The sequence below is a fragment of the Streptococcus parauberis NCFD 2020 genome (assembly GCF_000187935.1).
In the GTDB taxonomy this organism is placed as follows: domain Bacteria; phylum Bacillota; class Bacilli; order Lactobacillales; family Streptococcaceae; genus Streptococcus; species Streptococcus parauberis.
In genome coordinates this window covers 1205446-1225623 of the sequence record NZ_AEUT02000001.1, presented here as the reverse complement: position 1 = coordinate 1225623, position 20178 = coordinate 1205446, and the positions used below count along the sequence as shown (strand labels likewise).

The window sequence follows — 20178 nt, the reverse complement described above, 5'->3', positions numbered from 1 at the left end:
ATTGAGACTTTTGGTCTCAATTTTTTTGTTATTATAAAAGACTAGCCTTCAATGTATTCTTTCAGTTCATGGCCTTCTAAACCAGCATTGAGAGCTATTAATAGTTTTAGGCGTGCTTTTGGTGCGTTCAACTCTTTGACGAACATAACACCTGCTTTTTGTAAGCTAGCTCCGCCACCAATATAGTCATAGACAGGCTCTGCTATTCCATTAAAACAACGAGAGACAAGGACAACGGGGATGCCTAACTCCAGTAATTTTTGAACTTCGGGGACAGCTAATGGAGGAATGTTACCAGCGCCTAGGGCTTCAATGACTAATCCTTGAATATTATCTGGTGTTAAGAGACTGAGGATGCTTTGGTCGCCCATTCCGGCATATGCTTTGATGATTGGTACAGTCCCAGAAATTTGCTTAAGGTCAAAGCGGACGCGCGGTTCAGCAGTTTTGAAGAAAAGGATATCGTCTTTAAGGATCACACCTAGAGGTCCGTGGGTAGGTGTCTGGAAGGTCGAGATGTTGGTGGTATGTGTTTTTGTGACATATTTGGCGGCATGGATTTCGTCATTCATAACGACTAAAACTCCTTTATCTTTTGCTTTGTCATGGCTAGCAACTCGCAGTGCGGTTAAGTAGTTATAAATGCCATCGCTCCCAACTTCATTGGTACTCCGCATTGCACCAGTAATGACAATGGGAATATTGGGAATTTTCATGGTATCTAAGAAGTAGGCTGTCTCTTCTAAGGTATCCGTTCCATGGGTAATTACGACGCCGTCGTAGTTATCCCCCACTTCTTTAATTTTCAGATAAAGGTCAAGCATATGAACAGGTCTAATATGAGGACTTGGTAAGTTTAAGAAATCAACAACACTTAATTGGATGTTTTCAAGTTCAATTCCAATTTGGGTCATTGGATTAATTTGGTTTGGAGCGACTTTTCCAAATGCATCAGATTGCATAGAAATTGTTCCACCAGTATGTAAGACCAAAATTTGTTTCATTATTTGTCATACTTCCTTCAATTTTATGTTATAATCTATTCTATCATAAAGAGAAGTGAGTAAAATAAGTTTTGACAATTAAAGCCGTTTTTTTTGATATTGATGGGACATTATTGAATGACCGAAAAAATGTTCAAAAAACAACTCAGAAAGCTATTAGAAGTTTAAAAAGTCAAGGGATCATGGTTGGCCTAGCGACAAGTCGTGGGCCTGGTTTTGTGCAGCCTTTTCTTGAGAACTTTGGGATAGATTTCGCGGTAACTTATAATGGTCAAATTATTTTAACACGGGATAAAATTCTCTATCAAAATCAATTACCAAAATCACTAGTCTATAAAATCATTCGTTATGCCAGTGAAAAGAAAAAAGAGGTCTCTTTAGGTACAGTAGCTGGTTTAGCCGGTTCTCGAATTATTGATATGGGGACAAGTCAGTTTGGACAGGTTGTCTCAAGTATTGTTCCCAAGAGTATGGTCACAACAGTTGAGAGCAGTTTTAAAAACTTGATTCGTCGGGTTAAACCACAAAGTTTCACTAACCTTGTCACAATCATGCGTGAACCAATTTATCAGGTTGTTATGGTTGCTTCAGTGGAAGAAACAAATGAAATTATCGAAAAATTTCCCCACGTCAAAATTACCAGAAGTAGTCCCTATTCCATTGATTTCATTTCGATGGAGCAATCAAAAATCAAAGGGATTGAACGCCTAGGTGGAATGTTTGGTTTTGAATTATCTGAAGTAATGGCCTTTGGCGATTCCGATAATGATGTGGAGATGTTAAATGGTGTGGGAGTCGGAGTTGCCATGGGCAATGCCGATGAGTTAGTTAAAGAAGGTGCTCACTTTGTTACAGCCTCAAATAATAATGGGGGTATCTCAAAAGCTCTTGCGCATTACGGCTTGATTCATTTAGATGTTGAAAAAAGCTTTAAGAGTCGTGATGAGAACTTTAACAAGGTTAAAGATTTCCACCGCGTTATGGATGGTGATACTGTCGAAACACCGCGCGGCTATTCTCTGAAGGAAGCTAGTCATCGAGCTGACTTTAAGGTTGAAGAACTAGTTGAATTCTTATATGCGGCTAGCCAGGGTGAAAAGGGTCAATTTACTCAATCCTTGATGGATTTACACTCTGCCATTGACCGCGCAGCCATAAAAGTACAGTCCAAAGAACATCCTGAAACCCCAATGGTCGGTCAAGTTGATGCTTTGACAGATTTACTTTACTTTACTTATGGCTCCTTTGTTTTAATGGGTGTTGACCCACAACCGATTTTTGAAACAGTGCATGAGTCCAATATGGGTAAAATGTTCCCCGATGGGAAGGCCCATTTTGATCCTGTGACCCATAAAGTTTTAAAACCGGCTGATTGGGAGAAACACTACGCCCCAGAGGCAGCAATAAAAAAAGAATTAGATAAGCAACTTCAAAAATCACTGCAAAAATTAGAAAAATAAAAAAGACTTGAATAATCAAGTCTTTTTTATTATAAAGTTTTTTTACTATCACGAACGACTAATAGGTCAACTTTTGCATGGCGTAGGATATACTCTGATGAAGACCCAATAAGTAAGCGTTCAAAAGTATTAAGCCCAGTTGCCCCAACCATTATGAGATCAACGTTTTCGCGATCTGGAATTTCATGGGCAAGTAAGTTTTTCGGATTGCCAAATTCAATTACTTGGCGTACTTGTGTTAGGCCTTGGGCGCGTGCTTGTTGTTCTAATTCGGACAAGACTTCTTTGGCTTCTTGTTCTAACTTATCATAGATGTAAGTATCAAAAGTGGCAACGCTTTGTAATGCACGTGTATCAATAACATGAGCTAGAATTAATTCACCGTTATTACGAAGTGCGACGTTTACACCTTTGTTAAAAGCCAATTCAGATTCAAATGAACCATCGACGGCAACCATTACGTGTTCATACTTTTGTGACATAATCTTGTCCTCCTATGTTAAACTAATAAAGTATACTTTATAGTAATATTATACACCATATCAGTTAATTATGAAAGCGTTTCACGCGTTTTCCTGAAATGATTTTACGATATAATTTCATTATTTTAATTATTAATAAGTTCTTCCTATTTTAACAATATTTGTTTATAATATAGAGCAAAAGGAGTTTGCTATGAAAATATTTGAAAAATCATCGAAATTAGATCATGTGGCTTATGATATCCGTGGTCCAGTTTTAGAAGAAGCAGAACGCATGATGGCAAATGGCGAAAAAATATTGCGATTAAATACTGGAAATCCAGCTGCTTTTGGATTTGAAGCCCCAGATGAAGTTATTCGTGATTTGATTGTCAATGCGCGTGCAAGTGAAGGCTACTCTGACAGTAGAGGAATATTTTCAGCCCGTAAAGCAATTATGCAATATTGTCAGCTTAAAAAATTTCCAGATGTTGATATTGATGATATATATTTAGGAAATGGTGTATCAGAATTAATTTCAATGTCTATGCAAGCTTTACTTAATGACGGGGATGAAGTGCTAGTACCGATGCCTGATTATCCACTATGGACGGCCTGTGTCAGTCTATCAGGTGGTAAAGCTGTTCATTATTTATGTGATGAAGAGTCAAATTGGTACCCTGATATTGAAGACATTAAATCAAAAGTATCCAATAAGACTAAAGCAATCGTCGTTATTAATCCTAATAACCCAACAGGTGCTCTATACCCTGATGAGATATTAGAAGATATTATTCAAATTGCACGAGAAAATGAATTGATTATCTTCGCTGACGAGATTTATGATCGGTTAGTGATGGATGGTGGTGAACATACTGCTATTGCTAGTCTGGCACCAGATATATTCTGTGTCTCAATGAATGGCTTATCTAAGTCACATCGGATTGCAGGTTTTCGTGTTGGTTGGATGGTTTTATCTGGTCCCAAAAAAAATGTCCGTGGCTATATTGAAGGACTAAATATGTTAGCTAATATGCGTTTATGTTCAAATGTATTGGCTCAACAAGTTGTTCAAACCTCACTAGGAGGTTATCAATCTGTAGATGAATTGTTATTACCTGGTGGACGGATTTATGAGCAACGTAATTTTATTCATAAAGCAATTAATGATATTCCAGGTTTATCTGCTGTTAAGCCACAAGCTGGACTTTACATTTTCCCTAAAATTGATCGCAATATGTATAATATTGATGATGACGAACTCTTTGTATTAGATTTATTAAAACAAGAGAAGGTGATGCTTGTCCATGGTCGTGGTTTCAACTGGAAAGACCCTGATCATTTCCGAATAGTCTACCTTCCAAGGGTGGAAGAGCTAGCAGATGTGCAGGAAAAAATAACACGTGTGCTAAGCAAATACAAACGTTAAAAAATCAAATAAAATTAAAAGAACTTGGAATATTTACAAGTTCTTTTTTTATTAATGAAGTAAAAAAAGATTAAAATAGGAATTGTAGAAATAATAAACAATTTTCTGAAAATTCCTTGCGAAATCGCTTCACCTTTGATATAATTGAAGCGCAATAAAATCAAAGGAAAAGGTGAAAAATGCCAAATTTATTAGAAAAAACACGTAAAATTACGTCCATTCTACAGCGTTCCGTTGATAGTTTAGATACTGAACTACCATACAATACAATGGCATCTCGTTTAGCAGATATTATTGATTGTAATGCTTGTATTATTAATGGTGGTGGAACTCTATTGGGTTATGCCATGAAATATAAAACAAATAATGACCGCGTTGAAGAGTTCTTTGAAGCGAAGCAATTTCCAGATTCATATGTTAAAGCAGCAAGTCGTGTTTATGATACAGAAGCAAACTTAACTGTTGAAAACGAGTTAACAATCTTTCCAGTTGAATCTAAAGATGACTTTCCAGAGGGATTGACAACAATTGCCCCAATTTATGGTGGCGGTATGCGATTGGGTTCATTAATTATTTGGCGTAATGATGAACAATTTGATGATGATGATTTGATTTTGGTTGAAATTTCAAGTACTGTTGTAGGTATTCAATTACTTAACTTACAAACAGAAAACCTTGAAGAAACAATACGTAAACAAACTGCTGTAAATATGGCAATTAATACCCTATCTTATTCTGAAATGAAAGCTGTCGCAGCTATTTTAGGTGAATTAGATGGTAACGAAGGACGTTTAACAGCATCAGTAATTGCTGATCGTATTGGAATTACGCGTTCTGTTATTGTTAATGCCTTACGTAAGCTTGAAAGTGCTGGGATTATTGAAAGTCGCTCACTTGGTATGAAGGGAACTTATTTAAAAGTTATTAATGAAGGTATCTTTGATAAACTAAAGGAATATTAAGATGACAAAAGCACTAATATCAATTGATTATACAGAAGATTTTGTTGCTGATAATGGCAAGTTAACTGCTGGTCAACTAGCGCAAGCTATTTCAGAAGCAATTTTCCAAGTGATCAAGAAGGCCTATGACGATGGAGACTATATCTTTTTTGCCATTGATGGTCATGATTTAGATGATAAATTTCACCCTGAATCAAAACTTTTCCCACCACACAATGTTAACGGTACAAGTGGCCGTAATTTATTTGGGCCCTTAGCTGACCTATATGAGTCTATTAAAGAGGATGATTCTGTTTTTTGGATGGATAAAAGACACTATTCTGCTTTTTCAGGAACAGATTTAGATATTCGTTTAAGAGAGCGTGGTGTAACTAGTCTCATCTTAACAGGCGTATTAACTGATATTTGTGTATTGCATACAGCAATTGATGCCTATAATTTAGGTTATAAAATTGAAGTTGTTAAAAATGCAGTTGCGAGCATCACTGAAGAAAATAACCAATGGGCACTCAATCATTTTGAGTCAGTTCTTGGTGCAAAAATTATATAAAAAAGACGTGAGAAATCCACGTCTTTTTGCTTATTTCTTGATAATTAAATTTATTGCTTGATTGATACGTTCTTCTTGAAGTTGTGGGTCATCTGATGGATTTTCGATGACTTGTGTAATTTTTTCCCCAATAATTACACCCATTGTACTATTAATGCTTGAACGAATGGCAGTCAACTGAGTAATGACATCGAAGCAAGATTTTTCTTCTTCAATCATCCTTTGAATTCCTCGGATTTGTCCTTCGGTCCGTTTAAGTCTATTAATAATATCCTTCTTTTTTGTTTTCATAAAAACCTCACTTCCGAAGAATAATTATACTTGGCTTAAGACACTTTGTCAATTTTTAACCAAATTTTATTAGTTGACTTTCGGAGTTTCGCGTGCTATTCTAAAAATACCACAAGGGGTATATAAGGAGTGAGAATGATTTTTAATAAACTTTTTGCTAAACAAAAACAAGAAACAATTTCGACTCAAAAGTTGGAAGAACTCTTAAAAACTAAAAACATTGATATACTAGATGTCCGGACAAGTAATGAATTTCGATCAGGACATATTAAGCAATCTCGAAACTATCCATTATCTTCTATTTCATCTTATCAAGGAAGAAAAGATAAAAAGATTTACCTAATTTGTCAGTCTGGGATGCGAAGCAAAAAAGCATGCAAAACCTTGAATCAAATGGGGTATCAAACTGTAAATATAAAAGGTGGCATGTCTGCATGGACAGGTCCTAAAACAAATTAAGAATGCGTAAAGGAGTAAAAATGACTAAAATTATTATTGTTGGTGGCGTTGCTGGTGGTATGTCAGCTGCAACTCGTCTTAGACGATTAATGGAAGATGCAGAAATTATTGTATTTGATCGGGGACCTTATGTTTCTTTTGCTAACTGTGGCCTTCCCTATCATGTTTCGGGAGAAATCGCTGAACGCGGAAGCTTATTAGTCCAAACACCAGAAAGACTTAAAGCTCGCTTTGAATTAGATGTGCGACCAGAAACAGAAATCATTGCTATCAATACGCAAGAGAAGACAGTTACAGCACGTCACGAAGGAAAAAAATACACTGAAACTTATGATAAACTGATTCTATCTCCAGGTGCAAAACCATTTATTCCCCAAATGCCAGGCTTAGAGCAAGCAGAAAATGTATTCAGTTTAAGAAATATTCCTGATTTGGATGAAATTATGGCTCAAATCGAGAGGCAAAAAGTTGGTAAAGCAACCGTTATTGGTGCAGGTTTTATTGGTCTAGAAATGGCTGAAAGCTTGTCAAATAAAGGCTATCAAGTTACAATTATTGAAAAAGCACCACATGTTTTACCACCATTAGATGAAGAAATGGCCAGCTTTGTTCAAGCAGAGTTAGAAAAGAATAAAATTACTGTCATTACAGGCCAATCAGCCCGCTCTTTTGAAGAAAAAGGACAAGTTATTGTCTTAGAAGATGGCAACCGCATTGAATCTGATTTGACAATTATGTCTGTTGGCGTGATGCCAGCCTCTGATTTAGCAAAAAATGCCGGCATTAAATTAGGCATGAAAGATGGAATCTTGGTTGATGATAATTATCAAACAAGTATCGAGGATATCTATGCTGTTGGCGATGCTATTATTGTTAAACAAGAAATTACAAGACAAGAGGCATTGATTTCACTTGCTAGTCCTGCTAACCGTCAAGGTCGTCAAGTTGCTGACGTTATTGCTGGCTTGAGTCGCAAAAACAAAGGCAGCATCGGAACTGCGATTGTCCGCGTTTTCGGTTTAGCTGCTGCATCTACTGGCCTCAGTGAACGTGTGGCTAAACAAAACTTTGACGACGTTGCTGTTCTCCATACAAGCGGAAAGGATCACGCTTCCTATTTTCCAGGAGCAACCGATATAACACTTAAATTGGTCTTTAGTAAAAATAGTGGCCGTATTTATGGAGCGCAGGCTATTGGGCAAAAAGGCGTTGATAAACGAATTGATATCATAGCTACCGCTATAAAGGGTGGGTTGACTGTGGAGGATTTGCCAGAGTTAGAATTCACTTATGCTCCGCCATTTGGCGCGGCCAAAGATCCAGTCAATATGGCAGGATATGTTGCTATTAATATTATGGAAGGAACCAGTCATACAATCCAATGGTATCAACTAGAAGAAGAACTAGCTAAAGGTAAAAAACTACTAGATGTTCGTACCACAACTGAATTTGCAAAAGGGAACTTTGCTGATGGCATTAATATTCCATTAGATGATTTGCGCGGTCGTCTTAATGAACTTGATAAAAATCAAGCTTATATTGTAAGTTGCCACAGTGGATTGCGATCATACTTAGCAGAACGCATTTTAATACAGGCAGGCTTTACTGTTCAAAACTTGGACGGTGCCTACTCTCTATACAAAAGTGTTTACCCAGAAAGGATTAACCATGTTTAAATCAGAATCAATTGTTGAATTAGAAGGATTATTGAGACAAGATCAGATTAACCTGATTGACGTTCGTGAAAGTTTTGAATATGAAACTGGGCACGTACCTAGTGCAGCCAATATGCCATTAAGTCATTTTGAAGAAACCTATCAGACCTTAGATAAAAACAAAAGTTATCATATTATTTGTCAATCTGGAGGTCGTTCAGCCCAAGCTGCAACATTTCTTGTAAATCAAGGGTATAAAGATGTGACAAATGTTGAAGGTGGAACTGGAGCCTGGACAGGTAAATTAGATTAGTAAAAAAACCTTAGGAAGAATTGAAGTGATCCCTAAAAGTTAGACAGTATATTTAAGTTAAGGATTGAGTTCTGTATTGTACAGGGCTCAGTCCTTTTAATGTTAGTTTAATTCGTTTATTGTTGTAGTAGTCAATATATTCCGTAATAGCGGATTTCAATGCTTCAAGTGAAGAATGACTTTTCTCAAAACCATAAAACATTTCTGTTTTTAATGTTCCAAAGAAAGAATCCATATGCCATTATCTAAGCTATTGCCTTTACTAGACAATGAGGGTTTCATACCATGGTCTTCAAGAAACTTATGATAAAACGCATGTTGGTACTGCCAACCTTGGTCGCTATGTAAAATGGTTCCCAGATATATTTTCTCTGGAAAAGCACTTTCAAGCATGGTTTTTAGTTGTTTTATTTTCTTCAGAATAAACAGTCACTAAACGTTGTATTCGCAACTTACCTTGTTCTAGTGCTGTGTCATTAATATCATAGATAGTAACATCAAAACCTTAGTAAGCTGTTTGAAATACAATTTGATTTCCTAATACGTCGCTTCCTGCGCCAGTAACTTTTTTAATTGACAAAATTTGACCTCCTAAATATTCTAAAAACGGTTACGGATGCAGTGTAACTGAAATGTAAGTCAAATTAAATACAATATTAGTCATAAACAATATTTTTTTATATTTTTGACTTGATATTCCGAATAAAGAGTATATAATATACTACATAAGGATATAGTGTATCACATTTAGAGAATAGGAGGTGTTTCTTATCCAATTTTCCGCTAGACAAAAATCGATTGTTTCGATAGTAAAAGAAAAAGAACCGATAACTGGTGAAAAAATCGCGGAAGTATTGAAAGTCACTAGAGCTGCCATAAGATCAGACTTAGTTGTCCTAACAATGCTTGGTGTATTGGACGCCAAACCAAAGGTTGGCTATTTTTATGCAGGTCGTAAAGAGTCTAACTCAGAATATAACCTGTATAAAGATATGAAAGTGTCAGACATTATGGGAATACCCCATATGGCACATCAAAAAGATTCCGTATACGACGTTATTGTTCAAATTTTTATGGAAGATTCTGGTGGTGTCTTTATCTTGGATGAGTCAGATTACTTATGTGGTTTGGTTTCTCGGAAGGATCTATTAAAAGCTACAATTGGTAGTGGTGATTTAAGCAAGATTCCTATTGGCATGATTATGACCCGAGTACCAAATATTTCAACAGTTAGTGGAGACGAATATGTGCTCTCAGCAGCAGAAAAGTTGGTTGCCCGTGAGGTTGATAGTTTACCTGTTGTCGAACAATTAGAAAATGGCAAGATGAAGGTGATAGGTAAACTATCAAAAACGATTATTACCAAACTTTTCCTTGAGATAAAGGAAAAGTAGAATGGTGGAGGTATTATGGACGATCAATTAGAAATATATATTGTATCAGATTCGTTAGGAGAAACGGCACGTGTAATCGCAAATGCTTGCATACAACAATTTCCTATGCAGGGAGAATGGCAATTTAAACGTTTTTCATATATTAACACTGAGGACCTGTTAGAGACTGTTTTAGATGAGGCTAAGGATAAAAATGTTTGTATCATGTACAGCTTGGTCGATGATCACTTAGCAACTTATGCTCAGAAAAGATGTGAAGAAGAAGACTTGGTCTACGTTGATTTATTAACTAATGTCATTAAGGCTATGTCAAGGGTATCTGGGATAGCGCCACTTGGGCAACCTGGTCTCTTACGTAAATTGGATAAAGAGTATTTTAAACGTGTTGAAGCAATTGAATTTACAGTTAAGTATGATGATGGGAAAGATCCAAGAGCAATTCTTGCTGCGGATTTAGTCTTATTAGGTATCTCGAGAACTTCAAAAACACCTTTAAGTATGTACCTTGCAGATAAACATCTCAAGGTCGTAAACATTCCTTTAATCCCAGAGATTCCGATACCAAAGGAACTTTATCAAATTAATTCCAGAAAAATTATTGGTTTAACCAATTCGATTGAGCGTTTAGGTCAAGTACGAAAAGAACGGCTAAGAGCCATGGGCTTATCGAGTTCAGCAAGCTATGCTAATATGGAACGCATTTTTGAAGAATTAACATATGCTGAAGATGTTATGAAAAAGCTGAATTGCCCAATTATCAATGTTTCGGAAAAAGCAATTGAAGAAACAGCAACAATCATACTTGAAATCTTAAAAAATAATGATTTATAAAAATGGAGGCACACATGGAAACTAAGTTTGTTTATCGTTTTGTTGAAGGTCATAAAGACATGCGCAGTCTTTTAGGTGGGAAAGGAGCTAATTTGGCAGAAATGACAAGCATTGGCTTGCCTGTTCCCCAAGGATTTACTATTACAACTGAGGCTTGTAATGATTATTATGATAATGGTAGTCAAATTCGAGATATCATTTTAGACCAAATTGATTCAGCTTTAGAAAAATTGGAAGTTGAACAAGGTAAAAAATTAGGAAGTGACCAAGATCCGTTATTAGTATCTGTTCGTTCGGGTGCGGTTTTTTCAATGCCTGGTATGATGGATACCATCCTAAACCTTGGCTTAAATGATACTAGTGTCCTTGGACTAATTTCAGCAACGAAAAATGAACGCTTTGCATATGATAGCTATCGTCGTTTCATCCAAATGTTTGCAGATGTAGCTATTGGAATTCCAAAATACAAATTTGAATCTGTCCTTGATAAAGTAAAAGCTGAAAAAGGCTATCAAGATGATACAGATTTATCAAGTCAAGATTTACAAAAAATTGTAAGCGTATACAAAGATATTTACCAATCAGAAACTGGTAATGCTTTCCCACAAGAACCAAAAGAACAATTGATGCTTGCGATTGAAGCAGTTTTTAAATCTTGGAATAATCCAAGAGCCCAAGTTTATCGTCGCTTAAATGATATCTCACATACACTTGGTACAGCAGTTAATATCCAATCAATGGTTTATGGAAATATGGGTGATAACAGCGGAACAGGGGTTGCTTTCACTCGTAATCCATCAACAGGTGAAAAACACCTCTTTGGCGAATATTTGATTAATGCACAAGGGGAAGATGTGGTTGCTGGTATTCGTACTCCTCAAAGCATTGATCGACTAAAAAAAGATATACCTGAGATTTATGACCAATTTGTTGAAATTACTAACATTCTTGAAAAGCATTACAAAGATATGCAAGATGTTGAGTTTACCATTGAAAAAGGACGTTTATTCATGCTCCAAACTCGCAATGGTAAACGTACAGCTAAGGCAGCTATTAAGATCGCAGTCGATCAAGTTAATGAAGGTTTAATCTCTAAAGAAGAAGCTCTTCTCCGCATTGAACCTCGTCAATTGGAACAATTGTTACACCCTTCATTTGATCAAAAAGATTTGGAAAAAGCAGAACTTCTTGCAAAAGGACTTCCTGCTTCACCAGGTGCAGCTTGTGGTCAAATTTACTTCCATGCAGAAGATGCTGTCCGTGAAGCAAATGCAGGTAAAACCGTTCTTTTAGTAAGACAAGAAACTTCTCCTGAGGATATCGAAGGTATGGTTAGTGCCAAAGGAATCATTACTGCGCGTGGTGGAATGACTTCTCATGCTGCAGTTGTTGCTCGTGGTATGGGTAAGCCTTGTGTAGCTGGATGTAGCCTGTTAATGGTTGATGAAGAAGAAAAATTATTAACTTGTGGATCATTAGTCATCAAAGAAGGTGAATTTTTATCTATTGATGGTGGAACAGGAACAGTATATCTTAATCAAGTACCAATGGCATCGACAGCACTTGATCAAGACTATCTTACTTTCATGGAATGGGTCAATGAAGAACGTGACATGATGGTTAGATGCAATGCTGATACACCTCGGGATGCCAAAAAAGCTTTGGAATTTGGTGCAGAAGGTATAGGTTTATGCCGTACAGAACATATGTTCTTTGATGAAGAACGTATCCCTCTTGTCCGTGAGATGATTGTTGCTGACAATGTGGATGATCGTGTTAAAGCACTTGATAAACTTCTTCCTCACCAAAGAGATGACTTCTATCAACTCTTCATGGTTCTTAATGGCAAATCTTGTACTATCCGTCTTTTAGACCCGCCACTTCATGAATTCTTGCCACATGATCAGGCTTCTATTGAAAGTCTTGCTAGCCAGTTAAGGATGTCAGTTAAAGATCTCCAAAAACGCATCAAGGAACTTGAAGAATTTAACCCGATGTTAGGTCACCGTGGTTGCCGCTTAGCAATTACATATCCAGAGATGTGTATCATGCAAGCGCGAGCAATTGCCCAAGGAGCTATTAAAGCGCATAAAGCAGGCGTGAAAGTTAGTCCTGAAATTATGGTTCCACTTGTAAGTATCGTTGAAGAATTTAAAATTTTAAAAAAATTAATTGAAGATACAGTGGAAGAAGAGTTAGCTAAAGCTAATATTCAAATGAATTACACAATTGGTACAATGATTGAAATTCCAAGAGCCTGTGTAACTGCTGATGAAATTGCAGAAGTTGCTGATTTCTTCAGTTTTGGTACCAATGATCTTACTCAAATGGGCTTCGGTTTCTCTCGTGATGATGCCGGCAAGTTCTTAGGTGAGTATGTTGACAAGAACATCTTCGAAAAAGATCCATTTGAAGTTCTTGATCAAAAAGGGATTGGTCGTTTATTAAGCATGGCCGTAAAACTTGGTCGTGGCGTGAAACCTGATCTTAAACTTGGAATCTGTGGAGAACATGGTGGCGAACCCAACACAGTAGAATTTTGTTACCGCCAAGGTCTCAACTATGTATCCTGTTCACCTTTCCGTGTGCCTATTGCAAAATTAGCGGCTGCACAAGCCAAAATTAAAGGCCAAGGCTCAAGCCTTCATGTAGATAAATAAAGTCAACCCTTAATTGATTACTAATGTAATCAATTAAGGGTTTTTAGATGTGCAAAGCCTAAAAGAATCAGTTAGTTGGCTGAAAAAATGAGTTGAAATGTGTTATAATAACTTAGACTATGTCAATTTGAAACCTAAGGAGTAAACATGAAAATTTCTGAAGAAGAAGTTCGCCATGTAGCGACACTATCAAAATTATCATTTACTGACCAAGAAACAAGTGAATTTGCCACAACCTTGACAAAAATTGTTGAAATGGTTGAAATGTTAAATGAAGTTGATACAGAAGGTGTTGCCGTTACATCAACAATGGCAGACCGTAAAAATGTTATGCGTCAAGATGTTGCTGAAAAAGGAACTGACCTTGATTTGTTATTTAAAAATGTACCAGAAAAAGAAAATAATTTTATCAAAGTACCAGCAATCTTAGAAGATGGAGGAGATGCATAATGTCATATAATCACTTTACTGTTGACCAATTACATGAACTCCTCGTCACCAAAGAAATTACTGTTCGTCAATTAATTGAAGCTACTATTGCTGATATTAAAGAACGTGAGGAAGTAATTGGTTCTTTTATCACAATTGCTGAAGATCAAGCACTTGCTGCTGCTGATGCCATTGATGAAAAAGGGATTGATCCTGAAAATGTGATGGCTGGGATTCCTTTGGTTGTTAAAGACAATATCTCGACAAAAGATATCTTAACAACAGCTGGGTCAAAAATGCTTTATAATTATGAACCAATTTTTGATGCTACAGTTATTACTAATGCCAAAGCTAAAGATATGATAATCATTGGGAAAGCAAACATGGATGAATTTGCTATGGGAGGCTCAACCGAAACATCATATTTTAAGAAAACAAAAAATACTTGGGACCACACTAAAGTACCTGGTGGTTCATCAGGTGGTTCAGCCACTTCAGTTGCTTCCGGTCAAGCTCCTTTATCTTTAGGATCTGATACGGGTGGTTCAATCCGTCAACCTGCAGCCTTCAATGGGGTAGTTGGGATGAAACCAACCTACGGAACCATTTCACGCTTTGGCTTAATTGCTTTTGGTAGCTCATTAGACCAAATTGGCCCATTTTCGAAAACAGTTAAAGAAAATGCCCAATTAATGAATGTCTTAGCTAGTCCAGATGAAAAAGATTCAACTTCAGCACCAGTCAGAATTGCTGATTTTACTTCTAAAATTGGACAAGACATTAAAGGAATGAAGATTGCCCTTCCTAAAGAATATCTGGGTGAAGGTATTGACCCTGAAATCAAAGACAACGTTTTAGCAGCTGCTAAACAATTTGAAGAACTTGGTGCAACGGTTGAAGAAGTTAGTCTACCACATAGCAAATACGGCGTAGCTGTTTACTATATTATTGCCTCATCTGAAGCATCATCAAATCTTCAACGTTTCGATGGTATTCGTTATGGCTACCGTGCCGAAGATGCAACAAGTCTAGATGACATCTATGTTAAAACACGTAGTCAAGGCTTTGGTGATGAAGTTAAGCGACGGATTATGCTTGGAACCTTTAGTTTGTCTTCAGGTTATTATGATGCCTATTTTAAAAAAGCAGGACGTGTCCGTACTTTGATTATTCAAGACTTTGAAAAAGTATTTGCTAACTATGATTTAATCATTGGCCCAGCTACACCAAGTCCAGCCTTTGGACTTGATACACTTAACCATGACCCAGTTTCAATGTATCTTGCTGACCTTTTAACTATTCCAGTTAACTTAGCCGGTATCCCAGGTATTTCAATCCCTTCAGGATTCGTTGATGGCTTACCAGTCGGTATTCAATTGATTGGACCTAAGTACAGCGAAGAAACTGTTTACCAAGCTGCGGCAGCATTTGAAGCTGCGACAGATTATCATACCAAACGACCAAGTATTTTCGGAGGTGATAAGTAATGAATTTTGAAACAATCATTGGTCTTGAAGTCCATGTTGAACTAAACACAAATTCAAAAATTTTCTCACCTTCATCTGCCCACTTTGGGAACGAAGCTAACGCAAACACCAATGTTATTGACTGGTCATTCCCAGGGGTTCTCCCAGTCATTAACAAGGGTGTCATTGAGGCGGGTATCAAAACTGCGCTGGCACTAAATATGGATATCCACCAAGAAATGCATTTTGACCGCAAGAATTATTTCTACCCTGATAATCCCAAAGCCTACCAAATTTCTCAATTTGATGAGCCAATTGGTTACAATGGTTGGATCGAAGTGCAGTTGGAAGATGGCTCTAAGAAGAAAATTCGTATCGAACGTGCCCACTTAGAGGAAGATGCTGGTAAAAACACGCACGGAACTGATGGCTATAGTTATGTTGACTTAAACCGTCAGGGTGTCCCATTAATCGAAATCGTTTCTGAAGCTGATATGAGATCGCCTGAGGAAGCCTATGCCTACTTAACAGCTCTTAAAGAAATCATTCAGTATACTGGAATTTCGGATGTTAAGATGGAAGAAGGTTCAATGCGCGTGGATGCCAATATTTCTCTACGTCCTTATGGACAAGAAAAATTTGGTACCAAAACCGAATTGAAAAACCTAAACTCATTCTCAAATGTTCGAAAAGGTTTAGAACATGAAGTTGAGCGTCAGGCTAAGATTCTTCGTTCTGGTGGGATTATCCGTCAAGAGACACGTCGTTATGATGAAGCCAATAAGGGAACTATCTTAATGCGTGTCAAAGAAGGTGCAGCAGATTACCGCTACTTCCCAGAGCCTGACCTACCATTGTATGAAATTGACCAAGCTTGGATTGAGGAAATGCGTGGTCAATTACCACAATTCCCTGCTGAGCGTCGTGACAAATATGTCAGCCAACTTGGTTTATCAGATTATGATGCTAGTCAGTTAACAGCTACTAAAGATTTGTCAGATTTCTTTGAAGCAGCTGTTATTATTGGTGGTGATGCCAAGCAAGTTTCTAACTGGTTACAAGGTGAAGTGGCTCAATTCTTGAATGCTGAAGGTAAGACAATTAGCCAAATTGAATTAACACCAGAAAACTTAGTTGAAATGATTGCCATTATTGCTGATGGTACGATTTCATCGAAGATTGCTAAGAAGGTTTTTGTTCACTTAGCAAAAAATGGTGGTTCAGCTAGAGAATATGTTGAAAAAGCTGGTTTAGTACAAATTTCTGCCCCAGAAGTCTTGATTCCAATAATTCATCAAGTTTTTGCTGACAATGAAGCAGCAGTGGCTGACTTTAAATCAGGTAAACGTAATGCGGATAAAGCCTTTACTGGTTTCTTGATGAAAGCAACTAAAGGACAGGCTAACCCACAAGTAGCTCAACAGTTATTAGCTCAAGAATTACAAAAATTATTAGCTTAATCAAAACGAGTATGAAACTCTCTAAGTAAGAGGACAAAGTCATTTGTCTTCTTTTTTTGTATTTTGTGATTGTGCTCCAGATAATGTTCGTTTATTACTGTATTTTAAATAATATATCTTGAAAAATATTGATTAAGTATTATAATAAAGGAACAATAACAAAAAGCTTCGGAGGAAGATATGGAAAAGATTTACACAGGAAAAACTAAAGATGTTTTTGAAATTGATGATAAAACCGTTCTTTTACATTTTAAAGATGATGTGACAGGTAAAGATGGTGTTTTTGATCCAGGTGAAAATCAAGTTGGTTTACAAATTGAAGGAGCAGGACGTTCTGCTATCTCAATGACACAATTCTTTTATCAAAAATTAAATGAGCTAGGACTAAACACACATTTCGTTTCAGCTGATTTAGCAAAAAATGAAGCTGTTGTTCGCAAAGCAAAGGTATTTGGAAAAGGTTTAGAAGTTATTGTACGTTATCGTGCTGTGGGCTCTTTCATCCGTCGTTACGGTGATTACATTGAATCAGGAACAGTAATTCCTCCATATGTCGAAGTTACATTGAAGGATGATAAACGTAATGATCCATTAATTACAGCTGATGCTTTAGATACTTTATATATCTTATCGTTAGCTCAATATGATGAATTGAAACAATTGGCCTTGCAAATTGGTGAAGTTGTCAAAGCTGAATTAGCTAAAAAAGACTTGGAACTTTATGATATCAAATTTGAATTTGGTGAAATTGATGGTAAAGTAGCTCTCATTGATGAAATTTCAGGTGGCAATATGCGCGCCTATAAAGATGGTGAGTATATTCTTCCATTAGATCTAGAAAAATTGCTTTTAGGTTAGTCAAAAAGAGAGTCCTTGATGGACTCTTTTTATATGTAAAAATAAGCTGAACTGACTAACCATTTCTGTGATACAATAGTTATGAAAATAGATAAAGAATGGTGGTTATGGTGATAAATAAAGGTTCTTTAATGGTCTTGTTTGCAGGAATTGCTTGGGGTCTATCAGGCGTATCAGGACAATATCTGATGTTACATGGAGTAGAGGTGAATTTACTAACATCTCTTCGTCTGATGATTTCAGGTTCAGTGCTCTGTGTAATGGCCTTTATGACACAGAAAGAAAAAATGCTACGTGTGCTTGCTAGTCCAAATATCCTGCTTAACATTTTCATGTTTAGTATCCTTGGATTATTGATGAATCAGTATACCTATATGAATGCAATTAAGCATACCAATGCCGGAACAGCAACTGTTCTTCAATATTTGTCACCGGTTTTAATTATGTCAGTTGTTGCGATCAATGAAAAACGTATGCCAAGTGTAGCAGAAGGTCTTTCAATTATTTTTGCTATTCTGGGGACGGCCGTGATTGCCACTCATGGTCAGCTAGGCAGCTTAGCCATTACCCCGGAGGGATTAGTTTGGGGACTTATTTCAGCTATCACCGCCACTCTCTATGTTTTGATGCCGGCGCGCTTGATTGAAAAATGGGGAAGTCTGGTCGTGATTGGCCTAGCCATGATTTTTTCGGGGTCGCTTTTCACCGTCATCGTTCGGCCTTGGCGCTATAATATGGATCTGACAACTGGCAACAGCATTGCCCTCTTTGGTCTGATTGCAATTGGCACCATCTTTGCTTATACCTTTTTCTTGAAGGGAGCAAGTCTGGTAGGTCCCGTTAAAGGAACGCTTCTTGCCGCAGTTGAACCTGTTGCTTCCGTGCTATTTGCAGTGGTTCTTCTTTCCGAGTTTTTCTATCCTATGGATTTGATTGGCATGTTTTTTATTATGATGGCTGTACTTTTGATTTCATTACGGGATTTCATTTTGTTAAGACGGCAAAAACGGCTGCAAGACTTAAGCTGAGCCTTGCACTTTACTCAGTTTGAAACTATGTTATAATTAGGAAAAATAAAAGGAGTTTACTATGATTGGATCATTAATCGTTGGGGCTATCATCGGAATGATTGCAGGGAAAATTACAGATAAAGGTGGACAAATGGGATGCTTGGCTAATATCCTTGCTGGTTTAGCTGGTTCATATGTGGGTCAAAGATTACTTGGTAATTGGGGACCACATTTAGCTGGCATGGCAATCTTACCATCAATTGTTGGTGCCTGTATCGTTGTCGCACTCATCTCTGCCCTTTTAGGGAAAAAATAAAAACCGTTAATCAGTTTAACGGTTTTTTGCTTGATCCATTAGTTATGCCATAATTAATGTCAAGAATGTCATAAAAGAAAGAAAAATATAGAATGAAAAGACAAGCAGTCGTAGCACGCATGGTCAAATCAATCGGCTGGGAAGACAATGTCCTCGAAGTCGAGTATATCTCAGGCCTCATTCACCAATACCCGGGCGTCACCGAAGCAGAATACATCCGTTCCCTAATTGGTAACATCGACAAAAAAGTCAGACTAATCGGCAAAAGCCACCCCTTCAGGAGGGTGGAGGAGTAGGGGTTGGACTAAATCAAATAAAAATTCCAATCAAAATTGCTAAGCTGATGATAATAATCAATGAAATTGCAGTTTCGATGACAGCATTATTATTCCTTGAAAATGTAGTTTTTTCAGCAGTGAACCCCCACTTATATTGCTTTGGAATTGGAATGGCTAGGAGTAATATTACTATTAATATGCCATAACTAAAATAACTTGAAAATCCTTTGCTTAATAGGACATTTCCTAATAAAAAAAGTATAATTTGGACTATTTTGATTAGCCGAATACTTTTTATATCATTTATCTTTTTCATCTTTAGTCTTCCTTCTATCAATATCCTCTTGCGGGTACTTCCCCATAACAGACCAAGACCAAGCAAAGACGCCAGTTAGAATAATAATCATGATAGCTGCCAAAGTAGAACCTCGCATTGTTTTGTTAAAGTGACTGATACTCAGATCATTCGTAATATTCAAGAGAATTAGTCAAAATGGGAAAAGATTTTACTTTTAATAAATAAGTATATAAAAAAAGACATTCGGATGAATGTCTTTTGTCTTGAATGTTAACTTGATGTAGGCCCTTTACATCGCCCCTAGCGGACCTGAGTTTTGAAGAGACGTAATAATGACTTGATTAAGCTTAAGATTGTATTCTGACATGATAAGTTCTCTTAATTCCTTATCATTGAGATGTGATAATACAGTATATACATTATTTCCCCTAGAATGAGAAATAATCTTGATGTTCTCTATGATAGTAAAATTATCTTTTAACTCAATAACTTGGTCTGTATTTTTAATATTTATAGAATAGTTGTATCCACGCATTTTAGTTGCTGGAATTTGTCCAATGATTGCCATGGTAGTACCACCTTTTTCTTAATATA

The 20178-nt window shown here is 36.8% G+C and carries 22 protein-coding genes and 1 pseudogene; 17 read left to right on the top strand and 6 right to left on the bottom strand.

The annotated features are described in order from the left end of the window. Positions 1-41: 41 nt before the first annotated feature. Positions 42-1004, bottom strand: coding sequence for an asparaginase (locus tag SPB_RS06145; RefSeq protein WP_003106022.1), 963 nt, complete (start codon positions 1002-1004; stop codon positions 42-44). Between the two features lie 71 nt (positions 1005-1075). On the opposite strand from SPB_RS06145, the gene SPB_RS06140 reads away from it, so the two are divergent. Then, a complete protein-coding gene (locus SPB_RS06140) occupies positions 1076-2464 on the top strand; it encodes a Cof-type HAD-IIB family hydrolase (protein ID WP_003105322.1) in 1389 nt (462 codons plus the stop codon). A 29-nt stretch (positions 2465-2493) separates the two neighbouring features. Here the strand turns inward: SPB_RS06140 and SPB_RS06135 are convergent, their stop codons facing one another. Next, positions 2494-2946 carry a universal stress protein gene (locus SPB_RS06135; RefSeq protein ID WP_003103948.1) on the bottom strand — a complete coding sequence of 151 codons (453 nt, stop codon included), beginning with the start codon at positions 2944-2946 and terminating at the stop codon, positions 2494-2496. A 193-nt stretch (positions 2947-3139) separates the two neighbouring features. Here SPB_RS06135 and SPB_RS06130 point away from each other — a divergent pair, with 193 nt between their 5' ends. The 3 genes from SPB_RS06130 (at position 3140) to SPB_RS06120 (ending at position 5866) form a co-directional block, all read left to right on the top strand. Continuing rightward, positions 3140-4354, top strand: a complete 1215-nt coding sequence (locus SPB_RS06130) for a pyridoxal phosphate-dependent aminotransferase (RefSeq protein WP_003103131.1) — start codon at positions 3140-3142, stop codon at positions 4352-4354. A gap of 179 nt (positions 4355-4533) precedes the next feature. Next, entirely contained in the window at positions 4534-5316 is a 783-nt protein-coding gene (codY, locus tag SPB_RS06125) for a GTP-sensing pleiotropic transcriptional regulator CodY (RefSeq protein WP_003103534.1), read from the top strand. 1 nt (position 5317) lies between these two features. After that, on the top strand, positions 5318-5866 hold the full coding sequence (locus tag SPB_RS06120) for a cysteine hydrolase family protein (protein WP_003102874.1): 549 nt from the start codon (positions 5318-5320) through the stop codon (positions 5864-5866). A 30-nt stretch (positions 5867-5896) separates the two neighbouring features. Here the strand turns inward: SPB_RS06120 and SPB_RS06115 are convergent, their stop codons facing one another. Further along, a complete protein-coding gene (locus tag SPB_RS06115; RefSeq protein WP_003103711.1) occupies positions 5897-6157 on the bottom strand; it encodes a metal-sensitive transcriptional regulator in 261 nt (86 codons plus the stop codon). Positions 6158-6292: 135 nt separating this feature from the next. On the opposite strand from SPB_RS06115, the gene SPB_RS06110 reads away from it, so the two are divergent. From SPB_RS06110 to SPB_RS06100, 3 genes are read left to right on the top strand one after another with little or no spacing between them, the layout of a single operon-like run. After that, complete coding sequence (locus SPB_RS06110; protein ID WP_003104545.1) at positions 6293-6616, top strand: rhodanese-like domain-containing protein; 324 nt, start codon at positions 6293-6295, stop codon at positions 6614-6616. A gap of 20 nt (positions 6617-6636) precedes the next feature. After that, positions 6637-8292 carry an FAD-dependent oxidoreductase gene (locus SPB_RS06105; protein WP_003103950.1) on the top strand — a complete coding sequence of 552 codons (1656 nt, stop codon included), beginning with the start codon at positions 6637-6639 and terminating at the stop codon, positions 8290-8292. Further along, the gene (locus SPB_RS06100) at positions 8285-8584 is read left to right on the top strand and encodes a rhodanese-like domain-containing protein (RefSeq protein ID WP_003105267.1); all 300 of its coding nucleotides are present in this window, start codon (positions 8285-8287) and stop codon (positions 8582-8584) included. Before SPB_RS06105 ends, SPB_RS06100 begins: the two co-directional genes overlap by 8 nt. Before the next feature lie 52 nt (positions 8585-8636). On the opposite strand, the pseudogene SPB_RS11255 reads toward SPB_RS06100, so the two are convergent. Continuing rightward, positions 8637-8995, bottom strand: a pseudogene (locus SPB_RS11255) (IS3 family transposase); the annotation flags it as partial. A 350-nt stretch (positions 8996-9345) separates the two neighbouring features. Here SPB_RS11255 and ccpN point away from each other — a divergent pair. The 10 genes from ccpN (at position 9346) to SPB_RS11365 (ending at position 19304) form a co-directional block, all read left to right on the top strand. Further along, positions 9346-9978: a transcriptional regulator CcpN gene (gene ccpN, locus SPB_RS06090; RefSeq protein WP_003104563.1), complete on the top strand. Its 633-nt coding sequence runs from the start codon at positions 9346-9348 to the stop codon at positions 9976-9978. Between the two features lie 15 nt (positions 9979-9993). Further along, positions 9994-10809, top strand: coding sequence for a pyruvate, water dikinase regulatory protein (locus SPB_RS06085; protein ID WP_003106029.1), 816 nt, complete (start codon positions 9994-9996; stop codon positions 10807-10809). A 14-nt stretch (positions 10810-10823) separates the two neighbouring features. Beyond that, complete coding sequence (gene ppdK / locus SPB_RS06080) at positions 10824-13469, top strand: pyruvate, phosphate dikinase (RefSeq protein WP_003103381.1); 2646 nt, start codon at positions 10824-10826, stop codon at positions 13467-13469. A 147-nt stretch (positions 13470-13616) separates the two neighbouring features. Further along, positions 13617-13919: an Asp-tRNA(Asn)/Glu-tRNA(Gln) amidotransferase subunit GatC gene (gatC, locus tag SPB_RS06075; protein ID WP_003102441.1), complete on the top strand. Its 303-nt coding sequence runs from the start codon at positions 13617-13619 to the stop codon at positions 13917-13919. Further along, positions 13919-15385: an Asp-tRNA(Asn)/Glu-tRNA(Gln) amidotransferase subunit GatA gene (gatA, locus tag SPB_RS06070; RefSeq protein ID WP_003104669.1), complete on the top strand. Its 1467-nt coding sequence runs from the start codon at positions 13919-13921 to the stop codon at positions 15383-15385. Before gatC ends, gatA begins: the two co-directional genes overlap by 1 nt. After that, positions 15385-16824 carry an Asp-tRNA(Asn)/Glu-tRNA(Gln) amidotransferase subunit GatB gene (gatB, locus tag SPB_RS06065; RefSeq protein WP_003105541.1) on the top strand — a complete coding sequence of 480 codons (1440 nt, stop codon included), beginning with the start codon at positions 15385-15387 and terminating at the stop codon, positions 16822-16824. The genes gatA and gatB overlap by 1 nt, the downstream gene beginning before the upstream one ends. A 180-nt stretch (positions 16825-17004) precedes the next feature. Next, complete coding sequence (locus SPB_RS06060; protein WP_003102464.1) at positions 17005-17682, top strand: phosphoribosylaminoimidazolesuccinocarboxamide synthase; 678 nt, start codon at positions 17005-17007, stop codon at positions 17680-17682. A gap of 107 nt (positions 17683-17789) precedes the next feature. Then, the gene (locus tag SPB_RS06055) at positions 17790-18710 is read left to right on the top strand and encodes a DMT family transporter (protein WP_003103615.1); all 921 of its coding nucleotides are present in this window, start codon (positions 17790-17792) and stop codon (positions 18708-18710) included. 61 nt (positions 18711-18771) lie between these two features. Beyond that, positions 18772-19008 (top strand): GlsB/YeaQ/YmgE family stress response membrane protein, encoded by a 237-nt coding sequence (locus tag SPB_RS06050; protein ID WP_003105245.1) that lies wholly within the window; start codon positions 18772-18774, stop codon positions 19006-19008. 92 nt (positions 19009-19100) lie between these two features. Beyond that, positions 19101-19304, top strand: coding sequence for a hypothetical protein (locus tag SPB_RS11365; RefSeq protein WP_037621180.1), 204 nt, complete (start codon positions 19101-19103; stop codon positions 19302-19304). Positions 19305-19317: 13 nt separating this feature from the next. On the opposite strand, the gene SPB_RS06040 is transcribed toward SPB_RS11365, so the two are convergent. Next, a complete protein-coding gene (locus tag SPB_RS06040) occupies positions 19318-19602 on the bottom strand; it encodes a hypothetical protein (protein WP_003106002.1) in 285 nt (94 codons plus the stop codon). Positions 19603-19873: 271 nt separating this feature from the next. Continuing rightward, the gene (locus SPB_RS06035) at positions 19874-20152 is read right to left on the bottom strand and encodes a hypothetical protein (protein ID WP_003103995.1); all 279 of its coding nucleotides are present in this window, start codon (positions 20150-20152) and stop codon (positions 19874-19876) included. Positions 20153-20178: the final 26 nt, after the last annotated feature.

Coding starts and splice junctions, on each gene's coding strand:
- SPB_RS06145 (WP_003106022.1), bottom strand. CDS start 1,004: ATGAAACAAATTTTGGTCTTACATACTGGTGGAACAATTTCTATGCAA.
- SPB_RS06135 (WP_003103948.1), bottom strand. CDS start 2,946: ATGTCACAAAAGTATGAACACGTAATGGTTGCCGTCGATGGTTCATTT.
- SPB_RS06130 (WP_003103131.1), top strand. CDS start 3,140: ATGAAAATATTTGAAAAATCATCGAAATTAGATCATGTGGCTTATGAT.
- codY (WP_003103534.1), top strand. CDS start 4,534: ATGCCAAATTTATTAGAAAAAACACGTAAAATTACGTCCATTCTACAG.
- SPB_RS06120 (WP_003102874.1), top strand. CDS start 5,318: ATGACAAAAGCACTAATATCAATTGATTATACAGAAGATTTTGTTGCT.
- SPB_RS06115 (WP_003103711.1), bottom strand. CDS start 6,157: ATGAAAACAAAAAAGAAGGATATTATTAATAGACTTAAACGGACCGAA.
- SPB_RS06110 (WP_003104545.1), top strand. CDS start 6,293: ATGATTTTTAATAAACTTTTTGCTAAACAAAAACAAGAAACAATTTCG.
- SPB_RS06105 (WP_003103950.1), top strand. CDS start 6,637: ATGACTAAAATTATTATTGTTGGTGGCGTTGCTGGTGGTATGTCAGCT.
- SPB_RS06100 (WP_003105267.1), top strand. CDS start 8,285: ATGTTTAAATCAGAATCAATTGTTGAATTAGAAGGATTATTGAGACAA.
- SPB_RS06085 (WP_003106029.1), top strand. CDS start 9,994: ATGGACGATCAATTAGAAATATATATTGTATCAGATTCGTTAGGAGAA.
- ppdK (WP_003103381.1), top strand. CDS start 10,824: ATGGAAACTAAGTTTGTTTATCGTTTTGTTGAAGGTCATAAAGACATG.
- gatC (WP_003102441.1), top strand. CDS start 13,617: ATGAAAATTTCTGAAGAAGAAGTTCGCCATGTAGCGACACTATCAAAA.
- gatA (WP_003104669.1), top strand. CDS start 13,919: ATGTCATATAATCACTTTACTGTTGACCAATTACATGAACTCCTCGTC.
- gatB (WP_003105541.1), top strand. CDS start 15,385: ATGAATTTTGAAACAATCATTGGTCTTGAAGTCCATGTTGAACTAAAC.
- SPB_RS06060 (WP_003102464.1), top strand. CDS start 17,005: ATGGAAAAGATTTACACAGGAAAAACTAAAGATGTTTTTGAAATTGAT.
- SPB_RS06055 (WP_003103615.1), top strand. CDS start 17,790: ATGGTGATAAATAAAGGTTCTTTAATGGTCTTGTTTGCAGGAATTGCT.
- SPB_RS06050 (WP_003105245.1), top strand. CDS start 18,772: ATGATTGGATCATTAATCGTTGGGGCTATCATCGGAATGATTGCAGGG.
- SPB_RS11365 (WP_037621180.1), top strand. CDS start 19,101: ATGAAAAGACAAGCAGTCGTAGCACGCATGGTCAAATCAATCGGCTGG.
- SPB_RS06040 (WP_003106002.1), bottom strand. CDS start 19,602: ATGAAAAAGATAAATGATATAAAAAGTATTCGGCTAATCAAAATAGTC.
- SPB_RS06035 (WP_003103995.1), bottom strand. CDS start 20,152: ATGGCAATCATTGGACAAATTCCAGCAACTAAAATGCGTGGATACAAC.